Consider the following 14,337-nt stretch of genomic DNA (forward strand, 5'->3'; position numbering starts at 1 on the left):
GCCTTGCGATCGTTTTGAAGAATAAAAGATCGCGAGGCAAGCTCGCGCCTACAGGGGAGGCGTCAGCCTTTAGAGGTTTATTGACATGCTGCAACTGATTTTGGGTGGCGCCCGCTCGGGTAAAAGTCGCTTGGCCGAGAAGCTTGCAGCCGATTCGGGCTGCCCCGTCATTTATATTGCGACCAGCCAACCGCTGGACGGTGAGATGAGCGAGCGGGTGCGCCATCATCGTGAACGTCGTCCTCAACAGTGGGGCTTGATTGAAGAGCCGCTCGAACTGGCGCGTGTCCTGCGTGACAACGCGCGGGCCGATACGTGCCTGTTGGTGGATTGCCTGACGTTGTGGCTGACCAACCTGCTGATGCTTGAAGACCCGCAGCGTTTGAGCACCGAGCGCGATGCGCTGCTGGACTGCCTGGCTCAATTGCCGGGCGAGATTATTATTGTCAGCAACGAAACCGGAATGGGTGTCGTGCCGCTGGGCGAATTGACTCGCCGCTATGTCGATGAAGCCGGTTGGTTGCATCAAGCCTTGGCCGAGCGTTGTCAGCGAGTGGTGCTGACCGTGGCGGGCCTGCCCCTGACCTTGAAAGGAACTGCTCTATGAATACTCCGTGGTGGCTGCACCCGTGCAAACCGGTTGACCATGACATGCAAGCAGCCGCGGCCGAGCGCCAGCAGCAGTTGACCAAACCTGCCGGTTCGCTGGGGCAACTGGAAACCCTGGCTGTGCAGCTGGCCGGGTTGCAAGGGCGTGTGAAGCCGCGAGCTGATCAGTTGTGGATTGCAATTTTTGCCGGTGATCACGGCGTTGTCGCCGAAGGTGTGTCGGCTTATCCGCAGGCGGTCACCGGGCAGATGTTGCACAACTTTGTCAGCGGTGGTGCGGCAATCAGCGTGTTGGCCCGCCAGTTGGGCGCGCATTTGGATGTGGTGGACCTGGGCACAGTGACGCCGATGCTCAATCTGCCGGGTGTACGGCATTTACAACTGGGTGCGGGCACGGCGAACTTCGCCACGGGCCCGGCCATGAGCGATGCGCAAGGCTTGAAAGCGCTGGCTGCCGGTCGCGAGAGTATCGCGCGGGCGAAAGAGCAGGGCACTGAACTGTTTGTCGGCGGCGAGATGGGCATCGGCAACACCGCCTCGGCCAGTGCTGTGGCCAGTGCCTTGCTGAACTGTTCTGCCTCTTTGCTGACCGGGCCGGGCACAGGGCTGGATGCGGCCGGGGTCAGCCATAAGGCGCAGGTGATTGAGCGGGCGCTGGCGTTTCATGAGGGTTACCTCGACGACCCGTTGCAGACGCTGTTTCGTTTGGGCGGGTTTGAGATCGCGGCCTTGGCCGGTGCCTATGTCGCGTGCGCGCAAGCCGGAATCGTGGCGCTGGTCGACGGCTTTATCTGCACTGTCGCGGCCATGGTGGCCGTGCGCTTGAACCCGGAGTGCCGCCAGTGGCTGGTGTTCAGCCATCGTGGCGCCGAGCAGGGGCATCGCCATGTGCTCGACAGTTTGCAGGCCCAGCCGTTGCTTGATCTGGGGTTGCGCCTGGGCGAAGGCAGTGGCGCGGCGCTGGCGGTGCCGCTGGTGCGTCTGGCCTGTGAGCTGCACGGGCAGATGGCAACTTTTGCCCAAGCCGCTGTCGCGGATCGTTCGGCATGAGCATCACCCTGGACTTGCTGCGTCATGGTGAAACCGAATTGGGCGGCGGCCTGCGCGGCAGCCTGGATGATGCGCTGACTGCGCCGGGCTGGGCGCAAATGCGTGCAGCCGTTCAGGGGCAAGGCCCGTGGGACCGTATCGTCAGCTCGCCCTTGCAGCGTTGTGCCTTATTCGCCCGAGAGTTGGGCGAGCAACTCCGATTGCCCGTGTCCTTCGACAAAGACCTGCAAGAGCTGCACTTTGGCGCATGGGAAGGGCAAAGCGCAGCCGCGCTGATGGAAACCGATGCCGAGGCACTGGGCTTGTTTTGGTCTGACCCCTACGCATTCACTCCGCCTGATGGCGAACCGGTGCATGAGTTCTCGAGGCGTGTGTTGTCAGCTGTCAATCGCCTGCAGCAAGCGCATCCGGGCGAACGGGTGTTGGTGGTCTGTCATGGCGGGGTGATGAAGTTGCTGCTGGCACAGGCACGTGGCTTGCCCCGTGAACAGTTGCTACAGATCCACGTGGTCAATGGGGCGCTGTTCGAGTTGCAGGTCGACGCGCATGGTGTATTGAGCGAGGGGCGCTGAGCATGCTGCCACTGTGGATCGCCTTGCAGTTTTTGAGCAGCCTGCCGATTCGCTTGCCTGGCATGCCGCAGCCTCAGGAACTGGGGCGTTCGCTGTTGTTCTATCCGCTGGTTGGGCTGCTGTTTGGTCTGTTGTTATGGGCGTTGAACAGCGTACTGACGGGCACGCCGTTGATGTTGCACGCGGCGCTGCTGCTAACGGCTTGGGTATTGCTCAGTGGCGGGTTGCATCTGGATGGTCTGGCGGACAGCGCGGACGCCTGGTTGGGTGGTTTCGGGGATCGCGAGCGCACCCTGACCATCATGAAAGACCCTCGCAGCGGTCCGATTGCCGTGGTCACGCTGGTCCTGGTGTTGCTGCTCAAGTTTTGCGCGTTGCTGGCGCTGATCGAGCAGCAGCACACCGCTGTCTTGTTGATCGTCCCGCTGATCGGGCGCAGCGCCTTGCTGGCCGTGTTTCTGACCACACCCTATGTACGGCCGGGTGGTTTGGGGCAAGCCCTGGCCGACCATTTACCGCGTAAGGCGGGCTGGTGGGTGTTGGGGGTGAGTGCGTTGGCCAGTGTCGCGCTGGCCGGGTTTTGGGTCATGGTGTTGGCAGCGTCAGGCTTTGTATGGCTGCGCCGCGTGATGATCAAGCGCTTGGGCGGCACCACCGGTGATACGGCGGGTGCACTGCTGGAGTTGCTTGAAGTGCTGGTCTTGGTAGGGGTGGCACTAATCGTTGCTTGATAACCCCTTGGGTGCTGCCGAAGGGTGTTTTAAATATTGATTCTCTTTTATTGCGGGTATATACATAAAAAATGTTACCAACCCAGTGTTTATGTACCAACCTGCGGCGTGCGTCGCGGGGCATCAGCAAGCATTACGACGGGGCCCTGGATGGCTTCGGAATCAATGTTGCCCAGTTTTCGTTGATGAGTAATCTCAAACGACTTGATCAGCCCAGCATTTCTAGCCTGGCTGAGGCCATGGGGCTGGATCGCAGTACGTTGGGGCGTAACCTGCGGGTGCTTGAAAGCGCCGGGCTGGTGAAGCTGTCTGAGGGCCGGGACCAGCGTAATCGGCTGGTGTGCATGACGGCAGAAGGGGAAAAGTGTTTCAGCGCTGCCTGGCCAGCCTGGGAGGCCGCGCAGCAACGTTTGATCGAGCGTTTGGGCGAAGAGCGGCGCGAACAACTCTTGCAGTTATTGGATGAGCTGGCGGGTGCTGATTAAGCACCCGTTGTACGAATAAAAATGGGTATATACCCGCTTGCGGAGAATAATAATGACATCGGTGTGGCGGGCGAGTCTGTGGGTGTTGGTGGGCAGTGCGCTGATTTTGGCGCTGTCGTTGGGTGTCAGGCATGGCTTCGGCCTTTTTTTGCCGCCAATGAGTGCGCAGTTTGGCTGGGGGCGTGAGGTCTTTGCCTTTGCCATTGCCCTGCAGAACTTGATCTGGGGTCTGGCCCAGCCGTTTACCGGTGCATTGGCCGACCGCTTTGGCGCGGCCAAAGTCGTGCTGATAGGTGGCGTGTTGTACGCCGCAGGCCTGGTGCTGATGGGCATGTCTGATTCGTTACTGACGTTATCGCTCAGTGCTGGTTTGTTGATCGGTATCGGTCTGTCTGGCACTTCGTTCTCGGTCATATTGGGTGTCGTAGGGCGTGCCTTGCCCCCGGAAAAGCGCAGCATGGGCATGGGGATCGCCAGTGCTGCTGGCTCCTTTGGCCAATTTGCCATGTTGCCGGGTACGCTGGGCCTGATCGGCTGGCTCGGCTGGTCGTCGGCATTGCTGGTGCTGGGGCTGATGGTGGCATTGATTGTGCCGTTGGTGAGCATGCTCAAGGATCGTCCGATGCCAAGTCTGGGCGGCGAGCAAACACTTAAAGAGGCGCTGCGCGAAGCGTGCAGTCACTCGGGGTTCTGGTTGTTGGCGTTTGGGTTTTTTGTGTGCGGGTTTCAGGTGGTGTTCATCGGCATCCACTTGCCGGCCTATCTGGTTGACCAGCATCTGCCTGCCACCGTGGGTACCACCGTCTTGGCGTTGATTGGCCTGTTTAATATCTTTGGTACGTACACGGCGGGCTGGTTGGGCGGGCGTATCTCCAAACCCCGCTTGCTGACGGCGTTGTACCTGGCGCGAGCCGTGGTGATCGTGCTGTTTTTGTGGGCGCCGCTGACGCAATTCAGCGCTAACCTGTTCGGCATGGCCATGGGCTTTTTGTGGCTGTCGACGGTACCGCTGACCAACGGTACGGTTGCGACTCTGTTTGGAGTGCGCAACTTATCGATGCTGGGCGGGATCGTCTTCCTGTTCCACCAGTTGGGTGCCTTCCTGGGTGGCTGGCTGGGCGGGGTGGTCTATGATCGAACCGGCAGTTATGACCTGATTTGGCAAGGTTCCATTTTGCTGAGCTTGTTGGCAGCAGCCTTGAATTGGCCGATACGTGAGCGCCCGGTAGCGCGTTTACAAGCACAAGGGAGTGCGGCGTGAATTCAACGTGGCTTTGGCTCGGTGCAGCCACTGCGGGCTTTGTGCTGCTGGCGCTGACGTGGTGGGGGTGGCATCAGGGCGGACTCGCATTGCTTCAGTTAGGCATGGGTGCTTGCTAGGGGAGGGCGGGGACGAGTAAGTTCTGTCCCTGCCCCTTCGTTAAAGGACACTTATGATGCTAAAGCGCTGGATTGCGATGCCTGTACTGCTGTTAGCGTGCGCCGGTTCTGTCTGGGCGGCCGATTGCCCGCCATTGCTGGAGGGCTCGTTGCCCAAGCTGCGTGCCAAAGAGTCTATCGATCTGTGCCAGCACTTCGCTGGCAAGCCTCTGTTGATTGTGAACACGGCGAGCTTTTGCGGTTTTGCGCCGCAGTTCAAAGGGCTGGAGGCGTTGAATCAACGCTTCAAGGGGCAGGGGCTGGAAGTGATTGGTGTGCCATCGGATGACTTCAAGCAAGAGTCCAAGGATGGCGAGGAGACCGCCAAGGTCTGCTACGTCAATTACGGTGTAACCTTCACCATGACTGAGCCGCAAAAGGTTCGCGGCGCTGACGCGACTCATCTGTTCAAGGTGCTGGCGGAGCAAACCAGCGCGCCGAAGTGGAATTTCTACAAGTACGTGGTCGACCGACAAGGCAAGGTCATTGCCAGCTTCTCTAGTCTGACCAAGCCGGACAACCCGGAACTGGTTGAAGCTATAGAAAAAGCCATCGCCTCAAAGCCTTAGTTCCTACACAAAAAACCCCGCCTCAATGAAGAGAGCGGGGTTTTTTGGTTCAGCCGGCGAGTGGTTCAGGCTCGTGGTGAATTAGAACTTGTACGTTGCGCCCACTGCGAAGCCGTTAGCGCTGTTTTCGTACTTGGAGCTGTAGTAGCTGCCGAGAGCGGGTTTGGCGTCGTTAACCTTGACCGACTCTTCTTTGAGGTAAGAGTAAGCCACGTCAATAACCAGGTTGTCATTGACGGCATAGCCGGCACCCAAGCTGAAAATAGTACGGTCGCCGGTCGGGATACGTGGCGAGCGGTTTTCATTGTTGGTAGGCGATTGGTCCCAAGTCAGACCGGTACGCAATACCCACTGCTTGTTCAACTGATACGAAGTACCAATGGCATAGGCCCACGTATCGTGCCAGTTCTGTTCTTCCGTGATGGTGCTAAACAGGGCGGAGTTGGTTGCGCCTGTAACGCCTTTGTTTTCAACGGTAATGTCTTTCAGACGGCTCCAGCGAGTCCAGGTGGTACCTGCATACACTTTCCAGGCATCACTCAGGTCTTGAGTTACCGAGAGGTCATAGGACTCTGGCGTGTCGATTTTCAGCGAGGCGTCATAGCGGTCGCTTTTCAGTCGTGCCGCAGTGAAAGGGTCGCTGCTGGCTGTGATTTCAGTGTGGCCTTCCAGTTTGTATTTAACCTGGGAGTGGTAAGTCAAGCCCACACGCGTTGTGTCGGTTGCTTGTACCAGTACGCCAACGTTGAAACCGAGAGCTGTGTCATCACCCTTGATTTTCACATTGTTATCCCCTGCCCCAGCTAACGGGTTAGGAGTGAGTCTGACTTCGGACTCAAGGGTGCCGGAAATTCGGTTGATGGTCGGACCGAAACCGATAGACACCTTGTCGTTAAACGCGTAGCTGACAGTTGGCTGCAGGGTGACAACTTTCACTTCGCTTTTGCTGCCAAAGCCGCGGCCCTGGAAGCTGCTTTCGTAGTCTGTGACGAGACCGAACGGTGCGTAGACACCGAAACCGACAGACCATTGATCATTAAGCTTGTTGGTGTAGAAGCCCATTGGCACGCCGGTAAACGGGACCATGTCTCCTTTGTTGGTGCCGGAGATGCTGCCTTTGGCATCTTTGATGTCAGTCGACGCGTCGATGACGGCGAAACCACCTGTGATTTGCTGTCCATCAAGGCGCGCCATACCGGCAGGGTTGCCGAAAACGGTACTTGCATCGTCAGCAGCAGATGAACGACCCGCGAAACCGGTCCCCATACCGCTAACGCTTTGTTCGTTCAGGGCGAAGCCGCTGGCGAAAATCTGGCTGGAAGCCAAAGTAACGGCGAGGCTAAGTGTGGTCTTGAGCATTACTTTTTTCATTATTAGAACTCCTTTTGATCACCGGACGAAAACTACCAACATTTTTGTGTAAGCGCTATAGGCTTAATCGCAGAAGATCACGTTGTTTTGTAGGACAATCCGACCGGTTTTGGGTCATTTGTAGTTTTTTGTAGGAGGCTTGCACATCAAGCAACCTGATTGAGGGGGGTAACGCAGTTATGCCAAGCTTTGACGTAATCGCGTAAACGTCCTTGTGGCTCAAATACTTGGCGCCATATTCTTGCCATGCCGAGTACGTCATCGAGGTGCGGAATGGCGGTTTTTTGTTCTTCAATAAGCAGCCAGGCAATGGCGGTGGCGTAACGCAAATTAACGGTCAATTCCAGATGAGGGCTGCGCAGAAAAGCATGCTGACTGGCCAGTCCACGTACCTGACTGGCCAAATCCGGATCGTGGGCCAGATACACATCCCACAATGCGCTGTGGCGAGGCTCGCGGATGCCGTAAAGGCCGTGACCGCGGCGGTTATGCAGCGCCGATCCCAAACTCGATTGGCTGGCTGCAATGCCCAGTAACAAAGCTTCGGCATCCGGGTTGGTTTGGCCTAGATAAAGAAGCGTTGGCCGAATGACATAAAGGCTCAACTCCCTGGCAGCGATCCCCATATCGTCCTCGACGGCTGAAAATGGCCGGCGACCCTCGAGTGCTTGGCAGCAATGAGTCGTGTGGGGGAGCCGGAAGCGGAACAGGCCGCTTGAGTTGAAGTGTAGTGTCATATTAATGCTGTAAAGTTATGTTTTTAAATCATTTATAGCTTCTAGGTGTTGGCGATATATCCGCAAGTACTTAAGCGATGCTGGATATGTCACAAATCGCAGGCAACAAAAAGCCCTGCTAATCAGGCAGGGCTTGTTGTGTAAACGCTTGCTGGGTACTTAGGCAGTCAATGCCTGACGAGTACGCTCGATCACAGCCTGCAGAGGTTCTGCGCTGGAATATTGATCGGGATACAGGCGCTCGCTGTGACGAGCGATGCCGTGTTCGTTGACCAGGGTAAAGCTGAAGCATCCTTTGCGAGCGGCCATAATCAGACAGTTCATTGGAGCAAAGGCGTTGGTTAGGGTGCGAATGGCATCCTGAGTGTGGATTTGAGTAGACATAGTTATTAGGTGTTCCTACAAATGACACGGATATGATCCGTGCTGCGTTAAAACGTTCCAGTGACGTCGCGCCTTCTTTGGCTGGACGAAGAACCTGACTGGAACAAAGCCGCCAGTTGGAGCGCATTAAGTATGTGGCGCTTGTGCTGGCAGGTAGGTACTTAGGAGGGCAGGCAATCACAACAGGAGCTAAGGTTCCGTGCTCCGGGTGAAGATCCTGATCAATTTGCAGGTTGGTTCGGTCAGATTAAAAACTTCGCGATACCCTTTGTGTGCTCAAAGGCTGTATCGACGCAAGACTTACCTGTAAACCATCGAGGGGGTCGATCCCGTTTTATCAGCGTGACTTCTCTTTTTCGGAGGTCGCTGAGGGATTTGTTCGGCCCGAATTGACTTTCAGCTTGGTACTAACGTTGCGGATACTATCCGGTTGAAATTTGAAATGCAAGTGTGCTAGTGAAAATACATGCTGTCACCGTCGCGAAGTGCGAGGGGTGCAAGGTGATGGCAGCGTTGATTTCCCGTGTTGTTGACTCTGGTAGTAGCCGACTTTGTACTTTATTCCAGCGTGGTGGCTGAGGTATTAGCTGCTGCAATGCACTTTGCTCCTGGAGCTTTGCCTGCGCGTGTTCCTACATTTTCAGCTCTGCTGCTGCCCCCTTCATTGAGTGGGATGTGAACTTGTGCACATTTGCAGTGCAGTTGCCAAAACCGCTTCTGATAACGATCTACACAGGCGTCTAGCCTGTTATGCAAATTTAAGTCAATGAAAAACATCGTTTTTTTTAATTGGTGAAAAAATCGACAGTTTGACTCGAAGCCCCGCTGGGTGGGCGTTTGCGGGGGGTAATCGGGGGTTGTCCACTGACTTATCCACAGGATCTGTGGATTGTCCCGCGCACTTGCTCTAGAACGCGGGTATAGACTTTTTACGGCTTTACCCCAGCGAAAAAAGGAGTAGAGTGGCGCGCCTTCTGTTCTGCCCTACAGTGTTTTATGAAGTTTCGCACATCTACTTCCTCTGTTGCTCGTTCCAACACACCACCCGAAGCCCCAAAACGCTTTTCTTTGCGGATTGCGGTCTGGTTGCTGGACAACCCTCGCCTGGGCGCTAACCCCAGCGTTAAGCATGTGGCCGGTCATTTGCTCAAGCAGCCCGCCCGCCAAGGCGTTGTGTTGGCGCAAAGCCGTTTGGGGCAATTGATGTGCCGTGACTGCGGGAGTGCCCGTGATCAGCGCATTGGTTACGAACTGTTGCGTCAGGCCGCACGTGCTGGCGACCGCCTTGCACAGCAGGAACTGAGCAAGATCGAAGACTGAGCTGTCTTCGATCCTTGAGCTTGGTTAACCTTGCTCTTTTACTGTGTGCGGAGTGGTTATGGCCTTGGACCTGAACAGCGTTTTGCTGGGCCTGGCGCTGGCAGGTGTGCCGTTGCTGGCGCTTGTCTGGCAGTTGCAGCGGCGTGCCAGCGGGCATCAGGCAGAGCTGATTCTGCTGGATGAGCGCTTGAACATGGCGCAGTTGGCTCAAGAAGGTTTGAATGCCCAACTGGATGCCAGTCGTGATGAGATCAGTGATCTGGGGCAGGCCAATGCCGCCAAGCAAGCGGAGCTGGCCGCGCTGCGTCGCGAGGTCGAGTTACTCCAGTTGGAGCGCGACAACGCCCGTGATACGTCCCATGCCTGGAGCCTGGAGCGTGCGCAGAAAGAGTCCGAGTTACGTCGTCTTGACGCCCAAGCCGCTGCGCTAAGCGCCGAGTTGCGCGAGCAGCAAGACAGCCACCAGCAACGTCTGAGCGACTTGCAAGGTTCGCGAGATGAGCTGCGGGCGCAGTTTTCGGAGCTGGCAGGCAAAATTTTCGATGAGCGCGAGCAGCGTTTTGCGCAGACCAGTAATGAACGCCTCGGGCAATTGCTCGACCCGCTCAAAGAGCGGATTCAGTCGTTCGAAAAACGTGTCGAGGAAAGCTATCAGCAGGAAGCCCGTGAGCGCTTCTCACTGGGTAAAGAGTTGGAACGCTTGCAGCAACTGAACCTGCGTCTGAGTGATGAGGCCACCAACCTGACTCGTGCCTTGAAAGGTCAAAAGACCCAGGGCAACTGGGGTGAGTTGATTCTGGAGCGGGTGCTTGAACACGCGGGGCTTGAAAAGGGGCGTGAATATCAGACCCAGGTCAGCTTGAAAGGCCCGGACGGTGAGCGCTTTCAGCCAGACGTGCTGATCATGTTGCCGGGTGACAAACAGGTGGTGGTCGACTCCAAGGTCAGCCTCACGGCCTATCAGCAGTACGTCGGCGCCGACGACGAAGTGATCGGTCAGGCGGCGCTCAAGCAGCATGTATTGTCGTTGCGCAACCATGTCAAAGGCCTTGCCGGCAAAGATTACAAGCGCCTTGAAGGGCTGCACAGCCTGGATTTCGTGTTGCTGTTTGTGCCTATCGAAGCGGCTTTTTCTGCTGCGTTACAAGCTGAGCCCAACCTGTTCCAAGAGGCCTTCGATCGCAACATTGTGATCGTCAGCCCGACCACGTTGCTCGCGACGTTGCGGGTTATCGACAGCCTGTGGAAGCAAGAGCGTCAGAGCCAAAACGCCCGTGAAATTGCTGAGCGCGCAGGCTGGCTGTATGACAAGTTCGTGCTGTTTATCCAGGACCTGGATGAGGTCGGCAATCGCCTTCAACAGCTGGACAAAGCCTACGCAGCGGCCCGCAACAAACTGACAGACGGACGTGGGAACCTTGTAAGCCGCAGTGAGCAGCTCAAGTTGCTGGGCGCGCGGGCGAGTAAAAGCTTACCGGCGGATCTGCTGGAGCGTGCCATGACCGACGTTGACGGCGTAGCGCACCCAGCGGAGTAGCTGATGCGCTTTTTATAGGTGCGAGCGTGCTCGCGATCGTTTGATCTTTATTGATCGCGAGCAAGCTCTTTGCTACAGCGGCACATGCCGGCTCAGGAGCGCTCTGAGCACGGCAGGTTTCACCGGTTTTGGCAGGTATTCCAAGCCTGCCGCATGAACGTGCGCAATCATCTCCGGGCGCCCGTCAGCGCTGATCACCACGCCGGGTACGGGCTCACCCAGTTGGGCACGCAGCCAGCCCATCAGATCGGTTCCCGTCTCGCCATCGTCCAGGTGGTAGTCCACCAGCACCAGTTGCGGACGCACGCCGTCGTTGAGCAAGGCAGCACACTCATCACGGTTTCTGGCGGTCCAGACCCGGCAACCCCAGCGCGTCAGCAAGCTGTGCATGCCAATCAAAATACTGTCTTCGTTATCAATGCACAGCACTTGCGCGCCTGTGACGGATTGGCCTTTGTGTTCAGTCGCGATGCTTTTCGGCTCGCTCTGAGCTGACGCCAGCGGCACGCTGACGCTGAATACGCTGCCTTGACCTGGCCATGAGCGCACTTTAATCGTGTGACCCAACACTCGGCACAGGCCGTCTGCAATCGCCAGACCCAGACCCAGACCTTTTTCGGCGCGCGTCTGATGGCTGTCCAGGCGTTTGAACTCTTCAAAAATGACCTGCAGCTTGTCTTGCGGGATGCCGGGGCCGCGGTCCCACACTTCCAGGCATAACTGATCGTGACGGCGGCGTACGCCCAGCAATATTGGGCCTTTGGCGTAGCGAAACGCGTTGGTCAGGAAGTTCTGCAAAATACGCCGCAGCAATTTGATGTCGCTGTTGACCCGCAAGCGGCTGCCGCGAACCCTGAACTTGAGGCCTTGCTCCTGTGCCTGGGCGGTAAATTCATTACCCAAGGTGTTGAACAGATCATTGATCGCAAAAGGCTTGATGTCAGGTGTGAACTTGCCATTTTCCAGGCGGGAAATATCCAGCAAGTCGCTGATCAAGTCTTCGGCCGAGCGCAACGAACTGTCCAGGTGCTGCACCAGTTTTTGCGCTTCGGGGCTTAAATCTTCTTGATGCGACAGGGCCGCCGAGAACAGCCGTGCGGCGTTCATGGGCTGCATCAGGTCATGGCTGACGGCAGCCAGAAAGCGGGTTTTCGATTGGTTGGCAGCTTCGGCTATGCCTTTGGCTTCGATCAGTGCCTGATTGAGTTGCGACAGCTCGCGCGTCCGTTCGGCTACCCGCTGCTCCAGGCCTTCGTTGGCTTCGGTGAGTGCCTGCTCGGCCTCGCGGAACGCGGTAATGTCCGTAAAACTCATGACGAACCCGCCGCCCGGCATGGGGTTGCCGATCAGCTCAATCACCCGGCCATTGGGGAACAAGCGCTCAGAGGTGTGCGCCCGGCCTTGGCGCATCCAGTGCAGGCGACGTGCCACGTGCACTTCGGCTTCACCTGGGCCGCACAGGCCGCGTTCGGCGTTGTGACGAATAATGTCGGCAATCGGCCGACCGACACTGATCAGCCCTTCGGGGTAGTTGAACAGTTCCAGATAGCGGCGGTTCCAGGCCACGAGCCGCAGTGATTGATCGACCACACTGATGCCTTGGGTGATGTTTTCAATCGCGCCTTGCAGCAATGCACGGTTGAACTGCAAGACTTCTGACGCTTCATCCGCAATGCGGACTACGTCTTCAAGCTGCATTTCCCTGCCTTCAATGGCCGCTTTAACCACCGCGCGGGTTGATGACGCGCCGAGTACCCCGGCCAGCAGCCGTTCAGTGTGGGCGATCCACTCGCCGTCGGCGTTTTGATTGGGGTTAAAGCCTTTGCCCTGTCGATAGGCAAAACGGATAAAGCTCTGGCGGGCGCGCTCTTCGCCAACAAAACGCGCTGCCAGGGTCAGCAGGTCGTTGATTTGTACCGAGAGCATCGAGCGACCGCTGGGGTGGCTGCTGATTTCCTGGCCGATAAAACGGCCGGCCTGCCAATGCTCTGAGACGCGTGTGCGCGACAGCACCGAAACCCAGGCAAACAGGGTGAAGTTACCCGCCAGCGACAGCACCACACCTTGGGTAAGCGGGGTGATGGATAGGCCCAGCGGGTTGCTGTGCAGCCACGCCAGCCCTGGAAAAAGCCCCAGGCGCCAGCCCATGCTATGGGCGATCAGCGGCAGCACCAAGGTGTAGAACCAAATGAATGTCCCCGCCGCGAGCCCCGCGAAAACACCACGACGGTTGGCTTGTTTCCAGTACAGCGCGCCGAGCATGGCAGGCGCCAGTTGAGTCACGGCGGCGAAGGAAATCTGTCCGATTGTGGCGAGGCTGGCGGTTGAGCCCAGCAGGCGGTAACTGACATAGGCCAGCAGCAGAATGACCACAATCGAAACGCGGCGTACCGACAGCATCCAGTGTCGAAACACTTCAAACGGACGCTCGGCGTTCTTGTGTCGTAACAACCAGGGCAGCAGCATGTCGTTGGACACCATGGTTGAAAGCGCCACGCTGGCCACAATCACCATGCCGGTGGCTGCCGAGGCGCCGCCGATGAACGCCAGCACTGCCAGCGCCGGATGCGCCTGCGCCAGTGGCAGGCTGATCACGAACGAATCGGGCAGCACGGAGCTTGGCAGCATCATTTGCCCTGCCAGGGCAATCGGCACCACAAACAGCGCCGCCAAAATGAGGTAGGCCGGGAACACCCATTTGGCCAGTCGCAGGTCTTGCGGCTCAATGTTTTCAACCACGGTTACGTGGAATTGCCGGGGCAGGCAGATGATTGCCATCATGGCGACGCCGGTTTGCACCACCATCGATGGCCAGTTGACGGTTTCTTTCCAGTATTGCTCAAGCCGCGGCGCCAGCATGGCCTGACTAAACAGGTCGTCGAAACCGTCATAGAGGCCGTAGGTCACAAACGCGCCGACGGCTAGAAATGCGAAGAGCTTGACCAGCGCTTCAAACGCAATCGCTAGCACCATGCCCCGGTGGTGCTCGGTGGAGTCGAGGTTGCGTGTACCAAACACAATGGTGAACAGCGCCAGAACCAATGACACCAGTAGCGCGGTGTCTTGGGCGCGGGTGCCCGTGGTGTCGGCTCCGGCGCCGATCAGCAGGTTCACCCCCAGTACGATGCCTTTGAGTTGCAGGGCGATATAAGGCAACACCCCGACCAGGCAGATCAATGCGACAACAATTGCCAGAGACTGAGATTTGCCGTAGCGCGCGGCAATAAAGTCGGCAATCGAGGTGATGTTTTCCTGCTTGCTGATCATCACCATCTTTTGCAGCACCCAGGGTGCGCAGACCAACAGCAGCACGGGCCCCAGATAAATCGGCAAGAACGACCAGAGTTGTTCAGCCGCCTGGCCTACGGCCCCGAAAAATGTCCAGCTGGTGCAATACACCGCCAGCGATAGGCTGTAGACCCATGCGCGAACCCGTGGCGGCAACGGTTTGCTGCGCCGGTCACCATAAAAGGCAATGGCAAACATAATGGCCATGTAGGCCAGGGCGACGGCTGCGATAAGCCCGCTGGACAACGACATGAAGACTCCTGCG

13 protein-coding genes are annotated in these 14,337 nt (G+C 57.5%); 9 read left to right on the plus strand and 4 right to left on the minus strand.

The genetic code is table 11. The features are described from left to right. The first annotated feature begins 85 nt into the window (after positions 1-85). The 7 genes from cobU (at position 86) to ACIQYF_RS15780 (ending at position 5,435) form a co-directional block, all read left to right on the plus strand. A complete protein-coding gene (cobU, locus tag ACIQYF_RS15750) occupies positions 86-607 on the plus strand; it encodes a bifunctional adenosylcobinamide kinase/adenosylcobinamide-phosphate guanylyltransferase (RefSeq protein ID WP_402863478.1) in 522 nt (173 codons plus the stop codon). Next, positions 604-1,659 (plus strand): nicotinate-nucleotide--dimethylbenzimidazole phosphoribosyltransferase, encoded by a 1,056-nt coding sequence (cobT, locus tag ACIQYF_RS15755; protein WP_402863481.1) that lies wholly within the window; start codon positions 604-606, stop codon positions 1,657-1,659. The genes cobU and cobT overlap by 4 nt, the downstream gene beginning before the upstream one ends. Continuing rightward, positions 1,656-2,231 (plus strand): alpha-ribazole phosphatase family protein, encoded by a 576-nt coding sequence (cobC, locus tag ACIQYF_RS15760; protein ID WP_402863483.1) that lies wholly within the window; start codon positions 1,656-1,658, stop codon positions 2,229-2,231. The genes cobT and cobC overlap by 4 nt, the downstream gene beginning before the upstream one ends. A 2-nt stretch (positions 2,232-2,233) precedes the next feature. Beyond that, positions 2,234-2,962 (plus strand): adenosylcobinamide-GDP ribazoletransferase, encoded by a 729-nt coding sequence (locus ACIQYF_RS15765; protein WP_402863486.1) that lies wholly within the window; start codon positions 2,234-2,236, stop codon positions 2,960-2,962. A gap of 71 nt (positions 2,963-3,033) precedes the next feature. Continuing rightward, the gene (locus ACIQYF_RS15770) at positions 3,034-3,447 is read left to right on the plus strand and encodes a MarR family winged helix-turn-helix transcriptional regulator (protein WP_402863489.1); all 414 of its coding nucleotides are present in this window, start codon (positions 3,034-3,036) and stop codon (positions 3,445-3,447) included. Between the two features lie 61 nt (positions 3,448-3,508). Continuing rightward, positions 3,509-4,708: an MFS transporter gene (locus ACIQYF_RS15775; RefSeq protein ID WP_402863658.1), complete on the plus strand. Its 1,200-nt coding sequence runs from the start codon at positions 3,509-3,511 to the stop codon at positions 4,706-4,708. A 175-nt stretch (positions 4,709-4,883) separates the two neighbouring features. Next, complete coding sequence (locus ACIQYF_RS15780) at positions 4,884-5,435, plus strand: glutathione peroxidase (RefSeq protein WP_402863492.1); 552 nt, start codon at positions 4,884-4,886, stop codon at positions 5,433-5,435. Between the two features lie 81 nt (positions 5,436-5,516). On the opposite strand, the gene ACIQYF_RS15785 is transcribed toward ACIQYF_RS15780, so the two are convergent. The 3 genes from ACIQYF_RS15785 to ACIQYF_RS15795 all read right to left on the minus strand — a co-directional run bounded on the left by ACIQYF_RS15785 (position 5,517) and on the right by ACIQYF_RS15795 (position 7,927). Next, complete coding sequence (locus tag ACIQYF_RS15785; RefSeq protein ID WP_402863495.1) at positions 5,517-6,806, minus strand: OmpP1/FadL family transporter; 1,290 nt, start codon at positions 6,804-6,806, stop codon at positions 5,517-5,519. Positions 6,807-6,952: 146 nt separating this feature from the next. Beyond that, on the minus strand, positions 6,953-7,432 hold the full coding sequence (locus ACIQYF_RS15790; protein WP_402863498.1) for a hypothetical protein: 480 nt from the start codon (positions 7,430-7,432) through the stop codon (positions 6,953-6,955). Between the two features lie 270 nt (positions 7,433-7,702). Further along, the gene (locus ACIQYF_RS15795; RefSeq protein WP_071482924.1) at positions 7,703-7,927 is read right to left on the minus strand and encodes a hypothetical protein; all 225 of its coding nucleotides are present in this window, start codon (positions 7,925-7,927) and stop codon (positions 7,703-7,705) included. 996 nt (positions 7,928-8,923) lie between these two features. Between ACIQYF_RS15795 and ACIQYF_RS15800 the strand changes: the two genes are divergently transcribed. Together ACIQYF_RS15800 and rmuC are read left to right on the plus strand one after the other, a co-directional pair. Next, positions 8,924-9,247 (plus strand): sel1 repeat family protein, encoded by a 324-nt coding sequence (locus ACIQYF_RS15800; RefSeq protein ID WP_402863503.1) that lies wholly within the window; start codon positions 8,924-8,926, stop codon positions 9,245-9,247. Between the two features lie 172 nt (positions 9,248-9,419). Next, entirely contained in the window at positions 9,420-10,784 is a 1,365-nt protein-coding gene (gene rmuC / locus ACIQYF_RS15805) for a DNA recombination protein RmuC (RefSeq protein WP_402863661.1), read from the plus strand. A 72-nt stretch (positions 10,785-10,856) separates the two neighbouring features. On the opposite strand, the gene ACIQYF_RS15810 is transcribed toward rmuC, so the two are convergent. Next, complete coding sequence (locus ACIQYF_RS15810) at positions 10,857-14,324, minus strand: NahK/ErcS family hybrid sensor histidine kinase/response regulator (RefSeq protein WP_402863506.1); 3,468 nt, start codon at positions 14,322-14,324, stop codon at positions 10,857-10,859. Between the last annotated feature and the right edge of the window lie 13 nt (positions 14,325-14,337).

Origin of the sequence: Pseudomonas sp. NPDC096917 (assembly GCF_044762555.1) — a bacterium.
GTDB lineage: Bacteria > Pseudomonadota > Gammaproteobacteria > Pseudomonadales > Pseudomonadaceae > Aquipseudomonas.